Genomic DNA, 16,246 nt, shown 5'->3' with positions numbered 1-16,246 from the left:
GCCGTCGGCACTGCCGAGGGGCTTGCCCAGCAGCAGGCGAACGTACTCCGACCCGATGAATCCGGCTCCGCCGGTGACGAGGATCCTCACGGGTCGGGAAGTGTACGCGAAGTTGGGTCCGGTACGCGGGGCGCGACCCCCCCGCGCATCCCGCTTTTGTGCCGCTACGCTTCCCCGGTGCGTGGAATCCTACTTGCTGGCGGCACCGGTTCTCGGCTCTGGCCCATCACCCGTGCGGTTTCGAAGCAGCTGATGCCGGTCTTCGACAAGCCGATGGTCTACTACCCGCTCTCCACCCTGGTGATGTCCGGGGTGCGGGAGATCCTGGTGATCACGACTCCGGACGACCAGGACCAGTTCCGTCGGCTGCTCGGCGACGGCAGCCAGTTCGGGCTGCGGCTGGAGTACGTCAGCCAGGAGCGCCCGGAGGGCATCGCGCAGGCCTTCATCCTCGGTGCGGACTTCATCGGCGCGGAGTCGGTGGCGCTGATCCTCGGCGACAACATCTTCCACGGTGGTGGTCTGGGCCGGCAGCTCGCGGCCCACGGCGACCCGGTCGGCGGGCGGGTCTTCGCCTACCAGGTGGCCAACCCGCAGGAATACGGTGTGGTCGACTTCGACGACGCCGGTCGGGTGCTCTCGATCGAGGAGAAGCCGGCCCGGCCGAAGTCCCGCTACGCGGTGCCCGGCCTCTACTTCTACGACAACCGGGTGGTGGACATCGCCCGCAAGCTCACCCCGAGCGCCCGCGGCGAGCTGGAGATCACGGCCGTCAACGAGGTGTACCGGGAGACCGGGGAGCTGTCGGTGACGGTGCTGGATCGGGGCACCGCCTGGCTGGACACCGGCACGTTCACCTCGATGATGCAGGCAGCCGAGTTCGTCCGGGTGGTCGAGGAGCGGCAGGGTCTGAAGATCGGTTGTGTCGAGGAGGTGGCCTGGCGGGCCGGCCTCATCGACGACGACCAGCTGCGCGCGTTGGCCACGCCGTTGACCAAGAGCGGTTACGGCGACTACCTGCTCGGCCTGCTGGCCGAGCCGAACGGCCAGCACGGGGTGGCGTGGTGAAGATCCGGGAGCTGAGCATCGAGGGCGCCTGGGAGATCACTCCCCAGCAGCACGGTGACCCGCGCGGCATGTTCATGGAGTGGTACCGCTTCGACAAGCTCGCCGACGTGGTGGGGCATCCGTTGCGGCTGGCCCAGGCCAACCTGTCGGTCTCCGCCCGTGGCGTGGTGCGCGGCATCCACTTCGCCGACGTTCCGCCGGGGCAGGCCAAGTACGTCACCTGTGTGCGCGGCGCGGTCCTCGACATGATCGTGGACCTGCGGGTGGGCTCGCCGACCTTCGGCCGCTGGGAGGGCGTCCGGCTGGACGACACCGACCGTCGGGCGGTCTACCTCAGCGAGGGGCTGGGGCACGGTTTCTGCGCGCTGACCGACGACGCCACGTTGAGCTATCTCTGCTCGGCCAGCTACAACCCGACCGGTGAGCACGCGGTGCACCCGCTGGACGAGGAGCTGGGCATCGAGTGGCCCGCCGACGTTCCGCTGCTGTCCGCCCGCGACGACGCGGCGCCGACGCTCGCCCAGGCCCGCGAGAGCGGCCTGCTGCCGGAGTACGACAACTGCCGGCGGTTCGTGGCGAGCCTCGGTCCGGACGGAATGTCGCACTCAACCGGTATGTGACCACCCCCGGGGCACGACCTGTGGTGTGACAGTGACGAACCGGGCCTCCGGGCGGCTAATGTCACACCATGGAGCGGCGAATCTTCGGCCTCGAGACCGAGTACGGCGTCACCTGCACCTATCGCGGGCAGCGGCGGCTGTCCCCGGACGAGGTCGCGCGGTATCTGTTCCGTCGCGTGGTGTCCTGGGGTCGGTCGAGCAACGTCTTCCTGCGTAATGGAGCCCGGCTCTACCTGGACGTCGGGTCGCATCCGGAGTACGCGACACCGGAGTGCGACTCGGTGACCGATCTCGTCGCCCACGACCGGGCTGGCGAGCGGATCCTGGAGGGCCTGCTCGTCGACGCGGAGAAACGGCTGCACGACGAGGGCATCGCGGGTGAGATCTACCTGTTCAAGAACAACACCGACTCGGCCGGTAACTCGTACGGCTGCCACGAGAACTACCTGGTCTCCCGGCACGGGGAGTTCGGCCGGCTCGCCGACGTCCTCATCCCGTTCCTGGTCACCCGGCAGTTGATCTGCGGGGCCGGCAAGGTCCTGCAAACCCCGCGCGGCGCGGTCTACTGCCTGTCGCAGCGGGCCGAACACATCTGGGAGGGCGTCTCCTCGGCGACCACCCGCAGCCGTCCGATCATCAACACCCGCGACGAGCCGCACGCCGACGCCGAGCGCTATCGGCGGCTGCACGTCATCGTCGGTGACTCCAACATGAACGAGGTCACCACGCTGCTCAAGGTCGGCACCGCCGACATCGTGCTGCGGATGATCGAGGCCGGGGTGGTGATGCGCGACCTGTCGCTGGAAAACCCGATCCGGGCGATCCGGGAGGTGTCGCACGACATCACCGGCCGGCGCAAGGTGCGGTTGGCCTCCGGCAAGGAGGTCAGTGCTTTGGACATCCAGCAGGAATACCTGGCCAAGGCCACCGAGTTCGTCGAGCGTCGCGGCGGCGACCAGGCCGCCAAGCGGGTCGTCGAGCTGTGGGGGCGGGTGTTGAACGCGGTGGAGTCCGGCGACCTGGAGCCGGTCTCCCGGGAGATCGACTGGGTCAGCAAGCTGCGGCTGATCGAGCGCTACCAGCGCAAGCACGACCTGCCGCTGTCGCACCCCCGGGTGGCGCAGATGGATCTGGCGTACCACGACGTGCGTCGCGGTCGGGGCCTCTACGGTCTGCTGGAACGGCGCGGCGAGGTCGACCGGGTGGCCACCGACCCGGAGATCTTCGAGGCCAAGGAGACCCCACCGCAGACCACCCGGGCCCGGCTGCGCGGTGAGTTCATCCGGCACGCCCAGGAGAAGCGGCGGGACTTCACCGTCGACTGGGTGCACCTGAAGCTCAACGACCAGGCGCAGCGCACAGTGCTCTGCAAGGACCCGTTCCGGGCGTACGACGAGCGGGTGGAGCGGCTGATCGCCAGCATGTGAGAGGTCTGCCGGCCCCGGCGGTGCGGTCCGCCGCCGGGGCCGGCAGACCCGGCGCACCGAGCGGCTAAGCTGAGCGCGCCATGACGACTTCCGGACCTTCCGACCGCTCTGAGCGCGGCACCGAGCGGCAGAACTGGGTCGAACGCCGGCGGGAGAAGATCCGCGCCGAGGTCGACCGTAACCGCCGCGGTGAATACGCGGTGCCGACATGGGTGCTGGCCCTGGCGCTGGTGCTCATCGTCGGCGGCTGGCTCGCCCTGATCTTCCTGGCCTGACCGGCACCCCGTCCGCCGGGCCCGCTCAGCCGAGCAGGGTGGCGGCGTGACGGCCCGCCGTGGCGGCGGCAAGGAAGTACGCGTGGTCGGCGTCGAGGCCACGGCCCATCGTGGACAGCGGCACGGCGCTGGCGCGCAGCGCGGCGTCGAGACCGGTGGTGGGCACCCGGACGATCCGGTGCCGGGCGGCGAGGGGGGCCAACGACGCGTCCACCTCGGCGGCCAGCGTCGGGTCCAGGTCATCGGGCACCACCAGCTCCGCCGGGGCGAGTGCCACCCGGCCGTACGCGGTGAGGCTGTGGTGCGACACGCCCCGGTGCCGGGGGCGGGGGTCGGCGGCGGAGATGCGCAGGGAGCCGACCGGCCGTCCACCCAGCGTGGCGATCGCGTTGACCGCCTCACCGACGGCGACACCGGAGAACCCCCACCGGGTGCCGGTGCCCAGGTTGCCGGGCCCCTGAGCGACGATGGCCACGTCGGCGCCGAGCACGTACCTGGCGGCGAGCAGCCCCCCGTGCAGGGTGGTCGCCTCCAGGTCACCGCCGAAGGCCTGCCCGACGGTGACCGTGCCGGCCAGGTCGGCGCGCAGCCCGGCGAGGGTGCGGGAGAACCAGGCTGGCAGCGCCCCGCCATCGGTGAGCAGGTACGCCACCCGGGCCTGCGGGGCGTCGGCCCGGATGCCGGCCAGGATCGCCGGCAGCGCCGAGTGCAGGTCGGCGGTGACCACCGGCAGGCCGCCCAGGTCGTCCGCGTCGGCGAGCACCGCGCGGTGCGGGGACGCCTCCTCGTCGACGCCGAGCAGGATCGGCTGCAACGGCGTGTACCGGGCCTTGACCAGGTGCCCGGCGTCGCGGGTGTCGCCGCCCTCCGGCGGGTCCGGCGGCAGCCGGTCCGGCAGGGCCACCACCAGGGCGTACCCGCCCGTGCCCAGTCCCATCAGCAGCGCACCGGCGTTGAGCAGCACCCGGTCGCCGGGCTCGGGTGTGCCGACCAGCTCCGGGTAGGCCAGCGCCCGCATGCGCGTGCCGTCGGGCAGGTCGACGTCGAGTTCCACCGCTCCGGTCCACTGCCGTCGCAGCGTCGCCACCGTCCCCGTACGCCATCGCACCATGACGGGCACGCTAGCCGCGCGGACCCGACGGCTCGCGCCCGGGTGCGGTGGTGGTGGATCAGGTCGGCTCGGGGCCGCCGGCGTCCGGGGTCGGCCCGGCCTGGGTGTGTCGGGCGGTGCCGGTGGCCCCCGGCAGTGAGCGGGTGGGATCGAGGAAGACGAAGCGGATCTCCGGGTACCGCTCGGTGAGCCGCCGTTCGGCCTGGTCGGCGGTGGCCTCGATCTGCGCGCCGGTGGCCTCGTCGCGGAAGTCGACCTTCGCGGCGACCAGGATGTCCTCCGGGCCGAGCTGCATGGTCAACAGGGTGTCGATGCGCTCCACCTCGGGCAGCCCAATCAGCTCCTGCTCGATCTCGTGGCGCAGTCGCTCGGGGACCGCCCGGCCGACAAGCAGCGACAGATTGTTGCCGGCGAGGATCCCGGCGACCGTGAGCAGCAGCAGCCCGATCAGGATCGACGCGACGCCGTCCCACACCTCGTCGCCGGTGGCGTGCGACAGGCCGATGCCGGCCCCGGCCAGCAGCAGACCGATCAGCGCCGCGCTGTCCTCCAGGAAGACCGCCTTGACTGTGGTGTCCGCGGTCAGCCGCAGAAAGCGTCGGGGAGTGGTCCCCCAGCGGTTGGACTCGCTGCGGACCTGCCGCAGGGCCCGGGCCAGGGAGATCGACTCGATGACGAACGACACCGCCAGGACGAGGTACGAGACCAGGTAGTCGCCGCTGTGCTCGTGCACCAGGATCGTGGTGACGCCGTGGGTGACGGCGAAACCGGCCCCGGCGACGAAGGTGAACATCGCGGCGAAGAACGCCCAGACGTAGCTCTCCTTGCCGTACCCGAAGGGGTGTCGCTGGTCGGCCGGCCGGGAGCCCCGGCGCAGCGCCTGGAAGAGCAGCACCTCGGTGGTGGTGTCGGCGATCGAGTGGGCGGCCTCGGACAGCATCGCTGCCGATCCGGAGATCAGCCCGGCGATCAGCTTGGCGATCGCGATGGCGAGGTTGGCGGCACCCGCGACGATCACCGTGCCGACGCTTTCGCTTTCCGGCCTGGTCTCCGCTTGCGACATGAGGATCACCCTATGACCGGCGACGGCGACGCGCCGGGGGAGGCCCGATCCGAACAAGTGTGCGGCACGCCCGCGTGGGTGCACGTCGTGGGCGTGTCGGCTGCTAGCGTCTACCGGGTGTCGCGGACCCGCACCGAACGCCTGGTCAACCTGGTGATCTGCCTGCTGTCCACGCGACGGTTCCTGACCGCCGCGCAGATCGCCGCGACCGTGCCCGGCTACGAGCACGACCCTGAGGACGCGCGCGACCACGAGGCGTTCCAACGCAAGTTCGAGCGGGACAAGGCCGAGCTGCGCGAGTTGGGTGTGCCACTGGAGACGGGCACGGCGAGCGCCTTCGACGCCGAGCCCGGCTACCGGATCGCGCACCGCGAGTACGCGCTGCCCGACATCCTGCTGGAGCCCGACGAGGCCGCCGCGGTGGGCATCGCCGCACGGCTGTGGCAGCACGCCGGGCTGGCCGCCGCCGCGTCGTCCGGGCTGGCCAAGCTGCGCGCCGCCGGGGTGGACGTGGACCCGCAGGCCACCCTGGGCCTGGAGCCGATGGTCACTGTCGATCCGGCGTTCGCGCCACTGACGGCTGCGGCCCGGGACCGCCGCGAGGTCGGTTTCGACTACCGGGTGCCCGACCGGGACGCGCCCAGCCGGCGGCGGCTGCAACCGTGGGGCGTGGTCTGCTGGCGCGGCCGGTGGTATGTGGTCGGCCACGACCTGGACCGGGCGGCGACCCGCTGCTTCCGGCTGTCCCGGGTGGTCGGCACGGTCCGGGTGACCGGTGTGCCCGGCGCGTACCAGCCGCCGCCCAACGTCGACCTGATCAGCCACGTGGCCCGCTGGTCGGGTCCGGTGGAGCGCACCGGCCGGGCCACCGTGCTGGCCGCGCCGGGCCGGGCCGCCGGGCTGCGCCGCTGGGCCGTGGAGGTGACCACCGGGCCGGACGGCGACCGGTTGGTCCTGCCGTACGCGGACCCGGACGGGTTGGCCGGCCACCTGGTCGGCTACGGCCCGGACGTGCGGGTGCTCGACCCACCGGAGGTCCGCGAGGCGGTCATCCAACGACTCAAGGAGATCGCCGTCCGGCACGACGAGCTGGCCGTCACCGGGGGTGCCCGGTGACCCGCCCGTCCGCGCGGGGCGGTTCCCGCGCGTCCGCCGACCGGCTCGCCCGCCTGCTCAACCTGGTGCCCTACCTGCTGGCCCGACCCGGCATCGAGATCGCCGAGGCGGCCGGTGACCTGGGTGTCACCGAGCGCCAACTGCGCGAGGACCTGGAGCTGCTCTGGGTCTGCGGGCTGCCCGGTTACGGCCCCGGCGACCTGATCGACATGGCGTTCGACGGCGACCGGGTGACGATCACCTACGACGCCGGCATCGACCGGCCGCTGCGGCTCACCCCGGACGAGGCCCTCGCGCTGGTGGTGGCGTTGCGGATGCTCGCCGAGACGCCCGGGGTGGCCAACCGCGAGGCCGTCGAACGGGCCCTGGCGAAGATCGAGGACGCGGGTGACCTGGTGGGTGCTCCGGTGGCGGTCCGGCTGCCCGGCGACACCCGGCGGGTCGAGGCGCTGCGTGCCGCCGTGGAGGGCGGCCGGGCGCTGCGGATCACCTACTACACGGCAGCTCGGGACGAGACCACCGAGCGCGTCATCGACCCACTGCGGATGCTGATGGTCGGCGGCCGGGCCTACGTGGAGGCGTGGTGTCGGCGCGCGGAGGCGGTCCGACTGTTCCGGGCCGACCGGATCGACGCGATCACCGAGCTGGCCGAGCCGGCCACCGTCCCACCGCAGGCCGTTCCGCACGACCTCACCGAGGGTATCTTCCGCCCCTCGCCCGACCTGCCGCTGATCACGCTGCGCATCGGCCGGAGCGAGCGGTGGATCACCGAGTACTACCCGTGCGAGCGGGTCGAGGCCGGTGACGGCGACCAGTGGCTGGTGTCCCTGCGGGTGACCGACCTGGGGTGGGCCCGCCGGTTCGTGCTGGGCCTCGGCCCGGACGCCGTCGTGGTCGCCCCGGTCGAGCTCGCCGAGCAGGTACGGGCGGCGGCGGCCGCCGCGTTGGACGCCTACGCGGTGCCCGCCCCCACGGCAGCGCCCCGGTTGCCCGCGTCCGACGCCGGGTCGGCTGACCCCGGTGTGTCGCTGGACGCGCCGTCGGGTGACCCGGCAGTGGCCGGCCGCACCCAGTAGGCTGACCGCCGTGCTGATCTGGATCGTGCTCGCGGTGGTGCTGCTCCCGCTCGTGGCGCTCGCGCTGGCCGTGCGCCCGGTGCTGACCCGGCTGCGTCCGCTGCGTCGCGCCGCTGTGGCGTTGCAGCGGCGGGCCGCCGAGGCCGAGGTGCTGCGGGAGACCGCCGAGGTGTTGCAGCAGCGCGCCGAGGATGTCCAACGCCAGCTCGACACCACGGCGCAGCGGCTCGCGGTGATCAAGGCCAAGCGCGGCTGATCGAGCCCGCACCTGGCGATGGTTGACGGATCGTCGCGCGTTGGTCAAGACTTCACCCTTCGGGCCGAACCACTCCCACCCGGCGGGTGGCAGGCAGCCGATCCGCACGTACGATGGGCTGCGTACCACCCCTCGGACACAGAGCGACTGGAGTTTCTCATGGGTGCCCTCAAGCCGTGGCACATCGCTGTTCTCGTTGTTGTGCTGATCCTGCTCTTCGGTGCGAAGCGGCTTCCCGACGCTGCCCGTTCGCTGGGTCGGTCGCTGCGGATCATCAAGGCCGAAACCAAGAGCCTGCAGGACGACGACCGCGACCTCGCCGAGAAGGCCGACGCGCAGGCCGGTTACCAGCCGCTGCCGCCGCACGCCGGGCAGCAGGCGCCGTACGCCGGACAGCCGCAGCAGGCGCCGTACCAGCAGGCGCCGACGCAGCAGCCGGTCGTCGACCCGGTGCACCGCGTCCGCGACAACTGACCGAAGGGCCCCACCACCGTGGCCTTCGCACTGCGCAAACGCGGCCCGAAGTCGTTCGAGCGGGCCGCCGACGGCTCGATGACGCTCATCGAGCACGTCCGCGAGCTGCGCAACCGTCTGTTCCGCGCCTCCGTGGCGATCCTGATCGGCTTCGGCCTCGGTCTCTGGCTGGCGGAGCCGGTGCTGCACCTGCTCCAACAGCCCTACTGTGACCTGCCGCAGGCCAGGTTCGTCGACGGCAAGTGCGAGTTCGTGCAGCTCGGCCCGGCCGACCTGTTCCTGCTCAACCTGAAGGTCGCGCTCTGGGTCGGGTTGATCGTGGCCGCGCCGGTCTGGCTCTACCAACTCTGGGCGTTCATCGCGCCCGGCCTGCACCGGCACGAGCGGCGCTACGCGTACATCTTCACCGCTCTGGCGGCGCCGCTGTTCGCGGCGGGCGCGGTGCTGGCGTACTTCGTCACGGCCAAGGGCCTGGAGTTCCTGCTCAGCGTCTCGGACAGCGAGATCAGCACAACGCTGGAGATCACGAAGTACATCTCCTTCGTCACCAACCTGATCCTGTTGTTCGGCGTGGCGTTCGAGTTCCCGCTTCTGGTGCTGATGCTCAACTTCGTGGGCATCACCAGCGCGAAGCAGCTGCTCAGCTGGTGGCGGGTGGCGATCTTCGTGTTCTTCGCGTTCTCCGCGGTGGTCACCCCGACTCCGGACCCGTTCGGGATGACCGCGCTGGCGATCTGTCTGTCCGCTCTGTATTTCGGCGCGGTGGGCCTCGCGTTCCTCAACGACAGGCGGCGGGGCCGGGGCAAGGAGATCTACGCGGGCATCGACGACGACGAGGTGTCGCCGTTGGAGTTCGACCCGGATCCTGTCGTGGCCGGGCAGCGGGTCGACGCGAGCGCGCCGATCGGCGTACCCGAGCCGGTCGCCCCACCGGCGCCGATCGAGCGGCGTTACGACGACATGACCTGACGGTCGCGTACCACCGGTTCTGCCGACGCCGTCCCCGGTTTCCGGGGGCGGCGTCGTCGTGCCGCGACCTCACCCGCCGCGCTGGTGGCGGAACCGGTGGTGACGGCGCCGGCCCCTGGTGAACGGCGGGTGTCCGACCGGTACGGTGCTGCCCGTGACCGCAGACGATCACCTGCCCGGCCCGGTCGCCGTGCTCGCCAACCCCGCCGCTGGTCGAGGGCGGCACCGCGCTCTGCTACCCCGGCTGCTGGACGGGCTGGCCGCCGCCGGGCGGCCGGTCCGCGTGCTGACGGCGGCCAGTCCGGGTGAGGCGGAGGTCGCCTGCCGTGCCGCCGTCGCTGACGGCATCGGCGCGCTGATCGCGATCGGTGGGGACGGCACCGTGCATCGGGCGATGCAGGCTGTCGCCGGCACCGACGTGCCGTTCGGTCCGGTGCCGGCGGGGACCGGCAACGACTTCGCAGTCGACACCGGCTTTCCCGCCGACCCGGTGGTGGCGGTGGACGTGATCGCGTCAGCGCTGCGGGCCGACCGCACCCAGGTCGTCGATCTGGCCCGGATGACCGGGACCGATGGCACCGTGCGCTGGTTCGGGGCGGTCCTCGCGGCGGGGTTCGACGCGATCGTCAACGAGCGGGCCAACCGGATGCGCTGGCCGCGCGGCCCCCGCCGCTACGACCTGGCGATCCTTGTCGAGCTGGCCCGGCTGCGGCCCCGCCACTACACGTTGCGCCTCGACGGGGTGCCGCACGAGCTGGACGCGGTGCTGGTGGCGGTGGGCAACTGCCCGACGTACGGCGGCGGGATGCGGATCTGCCCCGCTGCCGACCCGACCGACGGGCTGCTGGACGTGGTGGTGGCGGGTCGGGTCAACCGCCGGACGCTGATCCGGGTGAAGCCGCGCATCTACCAGGGCACCCACGTCAGCCACCCGCTGGTGACCAGCTACCGGGCCCGCACCGTGGAGTTGGCCGCCGACGGCATCGTCACGTACGCCGACGGGGAACGCTCCCTGGAACTGCCGGTGACGATCAGCGCCGTTCCGGGCGCGCTGCGGCTGCTGCGTTGACCCGTACCGCCCCGATGCTGGCCGCGATGACCAGCACGATGGCGGCGCACTCCAGCAGGGTCAGGGCCTGCCGCAGCACCAGCCACCCGGCGAGCGTGGCGGCGGCCGGGCCGAGGCTCATCAGCACCGCGAACGTGGCGGTCGGCATCCGCCGCAGCGCCACCAGCTCCAGGGTGTAGGGCAGCCCGGAGGCGAGCACCGCGAGGGCCGTGCCGAGCGCCAGCACCGGCGGGTCGAGCAGCACCGCGCCGCCGTCGACGATGCCCAGCGGCAGGGTGACAAGCGCGGCGAGGGCCAACGCCAGGGCCAACCCGTCCGCGCCCGGGAACCGGCTGCCGACCCGTGCGCTCAGCACGATGTACGCGGCCCACATGGCGCCGGCGCCGAACGCGAAGGCCACCCCGACCGGGTTGAGTCGGTCGAAGCCGCCCTGCCCGAGCAGCGCCACCCCGGCCAGCGCCAGCCCCGCCCAGCCCCAGCTGGCCAGTCGTCGGGCGCTGAACACCGACAGCGCCAGCGGGCCGAGCACCTCCAGCGTCACGGTCGGACCCAGCGGGATGCGTTCGATGGCCTGGTAGAACAGCGAGTTCATGCCGGCCAGCGCCAATCCGAACGCACCCGCCGCGAGCCATGCCGACCGGTCGTGCCCGCGTAGCCGGGGCCGGCACACGATGAGCAGCAGCACCGCCGAGATGGTCAGGCGCAGGGTCACCGCGCCCGCCACGCCGGTACGCGGGAAGAGCAACGCGGCCACGGCGGAGCCGAACTGCACCGACAGGGCCCCGCCGAGCACCAGCCCCACGGCGACGACGCCACCGCGCCGGGCCGGTGGCGTGTCGGTCGGCGTTGGCGTGGGCAGCAGGATCTCGGTCACGGGCAGGACGGTAGGCGGTCCGCTCCGACTGCCTCACGGCGGTATCCACCTGCCGAAACGCGAGCCCCGTCAGCGGCGGGGTGGGGTGGCGCTCCGACGCCCGACCGCTCTGGTCGTGAAACCGCCGGTCAGCCCGGCAGGGCGAGGTCGAGTACGGCTCCCAGCCCGTTCTCCCGACCCGGGTCGGCCGTGGGGAGCACCAGAACCGAGCAGCCGGCCGCCACCGCGCCCGCGTCCGCCGGGGTGTCGCCGACCATCAGCGTCTGCTCCGGGTCGACGCCGAGCATCCCGCAGGCCCGCCAGAAGATTGCCGGGTCCGGCTTGCAGCGCCCCACCTCGTAGGACAGCACGAACGCGTCGACCAGGTCGGTCAACCCCCAGGTGTCGAAGTGCGGTCGGAGGTCGAAGCCGATGTTGCTGACCACCGCCACTGGCACTCCGGCGGCGCGCAGCGCGGCCAGGGTGGGCGCGGTGTCCGGGTACGGCAACCAGCCCTCGGCGGTCAGCAGCCGCTCGTAGAGCGCGTCGGCGAAGCCCTCGATGCCCGCGTCGACGGTTTCGGCCAGCCCGGTGTACGCGCCCCGGTGGGCGTGTTGGTAGAGATCCCGGTCGGCCCACAGCTCGGCCAGTTGGGGTGGCACCCGCGCTGGCAGTGGCCCGCCGGCGCGCCCGGCGGTCAGCAGCCGGTCGGCCAGCGAGGTGGCGCGGACCCGGTCCAGGGTGACCCCGCACGCCGCCGCGGCCGCCAGCACCCACTGCCGGGGCTCCTCCACCTGCGCCAGGGTGCCGTGGAAGTCGAAGAGCACCGCCTTGACGGGCCGTCGGGACGCCCGGGGGGCGGCGGCCTCGGGGCTGCCCGGCGGGCGAGTCTGGGGCGGTTCGGCATGGTCCGGCACGCCGTGCACCCTACCGACCGCCCCGGACGGCCCTTCCGGACGGCCTTGTGGGGTGTCGCGTCCCGGCACGCACTAATCTTGGTGGCATGTCGAGCCCCGCCGAGCGGTACGCAGCGGCGCGCCGCCGGGCCGCACAGGCCGCAGAGTTTCCGGCGCTGGACGAGTTCGCCCTTGACCTGGGGTTCGACCTCGACGACTTTCAGCGGGAGGCGTGTCAGTCACTGGAGCGGGGCAGCGGTGTGCTGGTCTGCGCCCCGACCGGCGCCGGTAAGACCGTGGTGGGGGAGTTCGCGGTCCACCTGGCGTTGCGCGGGCGGCCCGACGACCCGGTGCCCGGCGACGACCCGCCGGCCCGGCGCAAGTGCTTCTACACGACGCCGATCAAGGCGTTGTCCAACCAGAAGTACCACGACCTGGTCGCCCGGTACGGTGTCGAGCAGGTTGGCCTGTTGACCGGCGACAACGCGATAAACGGTGACGCGCCGGTGGTGGTGATGACCACCGAGGTGCTGCGCAACATGCTCTACGCGGGCTCCAGCACGTTGCAGGGGCTGGCGTACGTGGTGATGGACGAGGTGCACTACCTGGCCGACCGGTTCCGCGGTGGCGTGTGGGAAGAGGTGATCATCCACCTGCCCGCCTCGGTCACCCTGGTCTCGTTGTCGGCGACCGTGTCCAACGCCGAGGAGTTCGCCGACTGGCTGGTCACCGTGCGCGGCGAGACCGCCGTGGTGGTCAGCGAGCACCGGCCGGTGCCGTTGTGGCAGCACATGCTGGTCGGCAAGCGGATGTTCGACCTGTTCCACGATGCGGACGCCGCCCGCAAGCACGACGTGCACCCGGAGTTGCTGCGCTACACCCGGGAGACCGCGCGGCGGTTGGAGTTGGGCGAGGGGCGCAGCGCGGGGCCCGGTGCCGGTCGGCGGGGTCCGCGCTGGCGTGGCCCGATGCGTCCGGACATCGTCGACCGGCTGGACCGGGAGGGTCTGCTCCCGGCGATCCTGTTCATCTTCAGCCGGGCCGGGTGCGCCGCCGCGGTGCAGCAGTGTCTCGCCGCCGGCCTGCGCCTCACCTCGCCCGACGAGCGGACCGAGATCCGCCGGGTCGTCGAGTCGCGGGTCACCGCCATTCCGGGCGAGGACCTGTCGGTGCTTGGTTACTGGGAGTGGCTCGACGGCCTGGAGCGGGGCCTGGCCGCCCACCACGCCGGCATGCTGCCGGTGTTCAAGGAGATCGTCGAAGAGTTGTTCGTCCGTGGCCTGGTCAAGGCGGTCTTCGCCACCGAGACCCTGGCGTTGGGCATCAACATGCCGGCCCGCTGCGTGGTCCTGGAACGGCTGGTCAAGTACAACGGTGAGGCGCACGTCGACCTGACCCCGGGGGAGTACACGCAGCTCACCGGTCGGGCCGGCCGCCGTGGCATCGACGTGGAGGGGCACGCCGTCGTGGTGTGGTCCCCGGAGACCGACCCACGGCAGGTGGCGGGGCTCGCGTCCACCCGCACGTACCCGCTGCGCTCCAGTTTCCGGCCCTCGTACAACATGGCGGTGAATCTGGTCGGCACGGTCGGCGCGGAGCCGGCCCGGGCGCTGCTGGAGTCCTCGTTCGCCCAGTTCCAGGCGGACCGGTCGGTGGTCGGCCTGGCCCGGCAGGTGCAGCGCAACACCGAGACCATCGAGGCGTACGGCGCGGAGGCCGCCTGCCACCACGGTGACTTCGACGAGTACTTCGCGCTGCGGGTGGCGATCGCGGACCGGGAGAAGGCGATCGCCCGGCAGGGGCAGAACCAGCGCAAGGCCGCCGCGGTGGCGTCGCTGGAGCGGCTGCGGATCGGCGACGTGATCCGGGTGCCGTCGGGCCGGCGGGCCGGGCTGGCCGTCGTGCTGGACCCGGCGACCGGCGGGTTCGGTGAGCCTCGGCCGCTGGTGCTGACCCAGGATCGGTGGGCCGGGCGGGTCAGCCCTGGCGACTTCACCACTCCGGCCGAGGTGCTGGCCAGGATCCGGGTGCCCAAGCACTTCAACCACCGTTCGCCGGGAGCCCGCCGGGATCTCGCCGCCGAGGTCAGTGGCACCGGCCTGGACCGGCACGGCGGCCGACGGGGTGGCCGGTCCCGACAGCCGGCCGGCGAGGATCACCAGATCGCCCAGCTCCGCACCGAGCTGCGTAACCACCCCTGCCACGCCTGCCCGGAGCGGGAGGAGCACGCCCGCTGGGCAGAGCGCCGGCGGCGGCTGGAGCGCGACACGGAGGAGCTGCGCGAGCGGGTCTCCGGGCGGACCGGGTCCCTCGCGCGGACCTTCGACCGGATCGTGGCGCTGTTGACCGACCGCGGTTATCTCGCTCGCGACGGCGCGGTCACCGACGCCGGTCGGATGCTCGGTCGGATCTGGACCGAGGCGGATCTGCTGGTCGCCGAGTGCCTGCGCCGGGGGGTGTGGAACGGGCTGTCCCCGTCCGAGTTGGCCGCCGCGGTGTCGGTGGTGGTCTTCGAGGCGCGCCGCGACGTCGACGAGCGGGCGTCGTTGCCACGGGGGCCGGTGGCCGACGCGGTGGACGAGACGTTGAAGCTCTGGAGCGAGATCGAGGCCGACGAGGCGGCGCGTGGGCTGACCGCGACCCGGGAGCCGGATCTGGGCTTCGCCTGGCCGGTCTACCGGTGGGCCCGGGGCGAGGCGCTGGCCAAGGTGCTCGGCAGCGGTCACGAGATCGACGGTGAGATGCCCGCCGGTGACTTCGTCCGGTGGGCGCGACAGGTGGTCGACCTGCTCGGTCAGCTTGCCGACTCCGGCGGCGCCTCGCCGGAGCTGCGGTCCACCGCCCGGCAGGCCATCGCGGCCGTCAACAGGGGTGTGCTGGCGTACCACACGTCTGCTTGATCGTCACGCTCTGTGACGCTCGCCGGCGAATCGACGCTTCGGACAGTCACCGCGACAGCACCCCTCGAACAGCTCGGGGGGTGCTGTCGCGCCTGATCACGCCACCCCTGATCATTGCCGAGCGCCCTTTGTTGACGCGCCGGTAACGAACGGGAGAAGACCGCTGTGGCGGACATCAATCACTTTGAGTACGGGTGGATCACACCCGCGTTGAGCTACGCGTTGTCCGTGCTCGGTTCGATCCTCGGGCTGGTGTGCGCCGGGCGCATTCGTACCGCGCGCACGACCGGCCAGCGAGCCTGGTGGGGCCTGCTGGCGGCCTGGGCGTTGGGCGGCACCGCCATCTGGGCGATGCACTTCATGGCCATGCTGGGCTTCTCGGTCGGGGGCACCCGGATCCGCTACGACGTGCCGCTGACCGCGGCGAGCACGGCCATCGCCGTGGTGGCGGTCGGTATCGGCCTGGCCATCGTGGGCACCGGCCGGTTGAATCCGGTACGGCTGGTCGCCGGTGGTGTCTTCACCGGCGCCGGGGTGGCCTCCATGCACTACACCGGGATGGCGGCGATGCGCCTCAACGGCAGTCTCGGCTACGACACCGTCCGGGTCGTGCTCTCGGTGGTCATCGCTGTCGTGGCGTCCACCGTCGCGCTGTGGCTCGCGATGACCGTCCGACGCGGGCTGGCGATCTTCGCCTCCGCGCTGGTCATGGGCGTCGCCGTGAACGGTATGCACTTCACCGGGATGAGCGCCCTGTCGGTGCACCAGCACGAACGTGGGGGCGGGGTGACCGGCGCCCAGGTGAGCACGCTGCTGGTGCCGATCATGGTGGCGGTGATCTTCGGCGTGGTCGGTCTGCTCTATGCCCTGCTCGCCGCCCCGACCGACGACGACCGGGCCGCCGCCGCCTACCTGGACGGGCGACGGGTCCCGGAGCCGGCTGCCGCGACGCCCGCCGTCGCCCCGGACCCGGTCGGGCTGCGCGCCCGCTCCACCCTCGGCCAGCCGGGTACCCCGTTCCCGTCCCGCCGGGACACCCCACCCCGCTGACGGGGACGCGGCGCTGCCGGTGT

At 72.3% G+C, this 16,246-nt stretch carries 16 protein-coding genes; 12 read left to right on the top strand and 4 right to left on the bottom strand.

The features are described 5' to 3' along the window. Positions 1-177: 177 nt before the first annotated feature. The 4 genes from rfbA (at position 178) to ABZU25_RS23300 (ending at position 3,390) form a co-directional block, all read left to right on the top strand. A complete protein-coding gene (rfbA, locus tag ABZU25_RS23315) occupies positions 178-1,068 on the top strand; it encodes a glucose-1-phosphate thymidylyltransferase RfbA (RefSeq protein ID WP_355031480.1) in 891 nt (296 codons plus the stop codon). Further along, positions 1,065-1,688, top strand: coding sequence for a dTDP-4-dehydrorhamnose 3,5-epimerase (rfbC, locus tag ABZU25_RS23310; RefSeq protein ID WP_355031479.1), 624 nt, complete (start codon positions 1,065-1,067; stop codon positions 1,686-1,688). The genes rfbA and rfbC overlap by 4 nt, the downstream gene beginning before the upstream one ends. Positions 1,689-1,756: 68 nt before the next feature. Continuing rightward, positions 1,757-3,115, top strand: coding sequence for a Pup--protein ligase (pafA, locus tag ABZU25_RS23305; protein ID WP_234581936.1), 1,359 nt, complete (start codon positions 1,757-1,759; stop codon positions 3,113-3,115). A gap of 80 nt (positions 3,116-3,195) precedes the next feature. Next, positions 3,196-3,390: a hypothetical protein gene (locus ABZU25_RS23300; protein WP_355031478.1), complete on the top strand. Its 195-nt coding sequence runs from the start codon at positions 3,196-3,198 to the stop codon at positions 3,388-3,390. Between the two features lie 25 nt (positions 3,391-3,415). Here the strand turns inward: ABZU25_RS23300 and ABZU25_RS23295 are convergent, their stop codons facing one another. Together ABZU25_RS23295 and ABZU25_RS23290 are read right to left on the bottom strand one after the other, a co-directional pair. Further along, positions 3,416-4,501 (bottom strand): DUF3866 family protein, encoded by a 1,086-nt coding sequence (locus ABZU25_RS23295; protein WP_355031477.1) that lies wholly within the window; start codon positions 4,499-4,501, stop codon positions 3,416-3,418. A 58-nt stretch (positions 4,502-4,559) separates the two neighbouring features. After that, on the bottom strand, positions 4,560-5,564 hold the full coding sequence (locus ABZU25_RS23290) for a cation diffusion facilitator family transporter (RefSeq protein ID WP_355031476.1): 1,005 nt from the start codon (positions 5,562-5,564) through the stop codon (positions 4,560-4,562). Positions 5,565-5,681: 117 nt separating this feature from the next. Here ABZU25_RS23290 and ABZU25_RS23285 point away from each other — a divergent pair, with 117 nt between their 5' ends. The 6 genes from ABZU25_RS23285 (at position 5,682) to ABZU25_RS23260 (ending at position 10,524) form a co-directional block, all read left to right on the top strand. Then, positions 5,682-6,680 carry a WYL domain-containing protein gene (locus ABZU25_RS23285; protein WP_355031482.1) on the top strand — a complete coding sequence of 333 codons (999 nt, stop codon included), beginning with the start codon at positions 5,682-5,684 and terminating at the stop codon, positions 6,678-6,680. Next, on the top strand, positions 6,677-7,756 hold the full coding sequence (locus ABZU25_RS23280) for a YafY family protein (RefSeq protein WP_355031475.1): 1,080 nt from the start codon (positions 6,677-6,679) through the stop codon (positions 7,754-7,756). Before ABZU25_RS23285 ends, ABZU25_RS23280 begins: the two co-directional genes overlap by 4 nt. 10 nt (positions 7,757-7,766) lie before the next feature. Beyond that, complete coding sequence (locus ABZU25_RS23275; RefSeq protein ID WP_355031474.1) at positions 7,767-8,012, top strand: hypothetical protein; 246 nt, start codon at positions 7,767-7,769, stop codon at positions 8,010-8,012. A gap of 159 nt (positions 8,013-8,171) precedes the next feature. Then, a complete protein-coding gene (gene tatA / locus ABZU25_RS23270) occupies positions 8,172-8,486 on the top strand; it encodes a Sec-independent protein translocase subunit TatA (RefSeq protein ID WP_355031473.1) in 315 nt (104 codons plus the stop codon). A gap of 18 nt (positions 8,487-8,504) precedes the next feature. Continuing rightward, a complete protein-coding gene (gene tatC, locus ABZU25_RS23265; RefSeq protein ID WP_355031472.1) occupies positions 8,505-9,455 on the top strand; it encodes a twin-arginine translocase subunit TatC in 951 nt (316 codons plus the stop codon). Between the two features lie 145 nt (positions 9,456-9,600). Beyond that, the gene (locus tag ABZU25_RS23260; protein ID WP_355031471.1) at positions 9,601-10,524 is read left to right on the top strand and encodes a diacylglycerol kinase; all 924 of its coding nucleotides are present in this window, start codon (positions 9,601-9,603) and stop codon (positions 10,522-10,524) included. Here ABZU25_RS23260 and ABZU25_RS23255 read toward each other — a convergent pair. After that, positions 10,487-11,404 carry an EamA family transporter gene (locus ABZU25_RS23255; protein ID WP_355031481.1) on the bottom strand — a complete coding sequence of 306 codons (918 nt, stop codon included), beginning with the start codon at positions 11,402-11,404 and terminating at the stop codon, positions 10,487-10,489. The two genes, ABZU25_RS23260 and ABZU25_RS23255, sit on opposite strands and share 38 nt — an antisense overlap. 122 nt (positions 11,405-11,526) lie before the next feature. Further along, positions 11,527-12,294 carry an HAD family hydrolase gene (locus ABZU25_RS23250; RefSeq protein ID WP_355031470.1) on the bottom strand — a complete coding sequence of 256 codons (768 nt, stop codon included), beginning with the start codon at positions 12,292-12,294 and terminating at the stop codon, positions 11,527-11,529. Between the two features lie 86 nt (positions 12,295-12,380). On the opposite strand from ABZU25_RS23250, the gene ABZU25_RS23245 reads away from it, so the two are divergent. Beyond that, positions 12,381-15,173, top strand: coding sequence for a DEAD/DEAH box helicase (locus ABZU25_RS23245; RefSeq protein ID WP_355031469.1), 2,793 nt, complete (start codon positions 12,381-12,383; stop codon positions 15,171-15,173). Positions 15,174-15,338: 165 nt separating this feature from the next. Continuing rightward, entirely contained in the window at positions 15,339-16,223 is an 885-nt protein-coding gene (locus tag ABZU25_RS23240; RefSeq protein WP_355031468.1) for an MHYT domain-containing protein, read from the top strand. Positions 16,224-16,246: the final 23 nt, after the last annotated feature.

The organism is Micromonospora sp. NPDC005215 (genome assembly GCF_040607915.1).
Taxonomy (GTDB): domain Bacteria; phylum Actinomycetota; class Actinomycetes; order Mycobacteriales; family Micromonosporaceae; genus Micromonospora.
The sequence above is the reverse complement of the archived record's forward strand: the minus strand, read 5'-3'. Positions and strand labels throughout refer to the sequence as shown.

Coding starts and splice junctions, on each gene's coding strand:
- ABZU25_RS23245 (WP_355031469.1), top strand. CDS start 12,381: ATGTCGAGCCCCGCCGAGCGGTACGCAGCGGCGCGCCGCCGGGCCGCA.
- ABZU25_RS23300 (WP_355031478.1), top strand. CDS start 3,196: ATGACGACTTCCGGACCTTCCGACCGCTCTGAGCGCGGCACCGAGCGG.
- ABZU25_RS23295 (WP_355031477.1), bottom strand. CDS start 4,501: ATGGTGCGATGGCGTACGGGGACGGTGGCGACGCTGCGACGGCAGTGG.
- ABZU25_RS23290 (WP_355031476.1), bottom strand. CDS start 5,564: ATGTCGCAAGCGGAGACCAGGCCGGAAAGCGAAAGCGTCGGCACGGTG.
- tatA (WP_355031473.1), top strand. CDS start 8,172: ATGGGTGCCCTCAAGCCGTGGCACATCGCTGTTCTCGTTGTTGTGCTG.
- pafA (WP_234581936.1), top strand. CDS start 1,757: ATGGAGCGGCGAATCTTCGGCCTCGAGACCGAGTACGGCGTCACCTGC.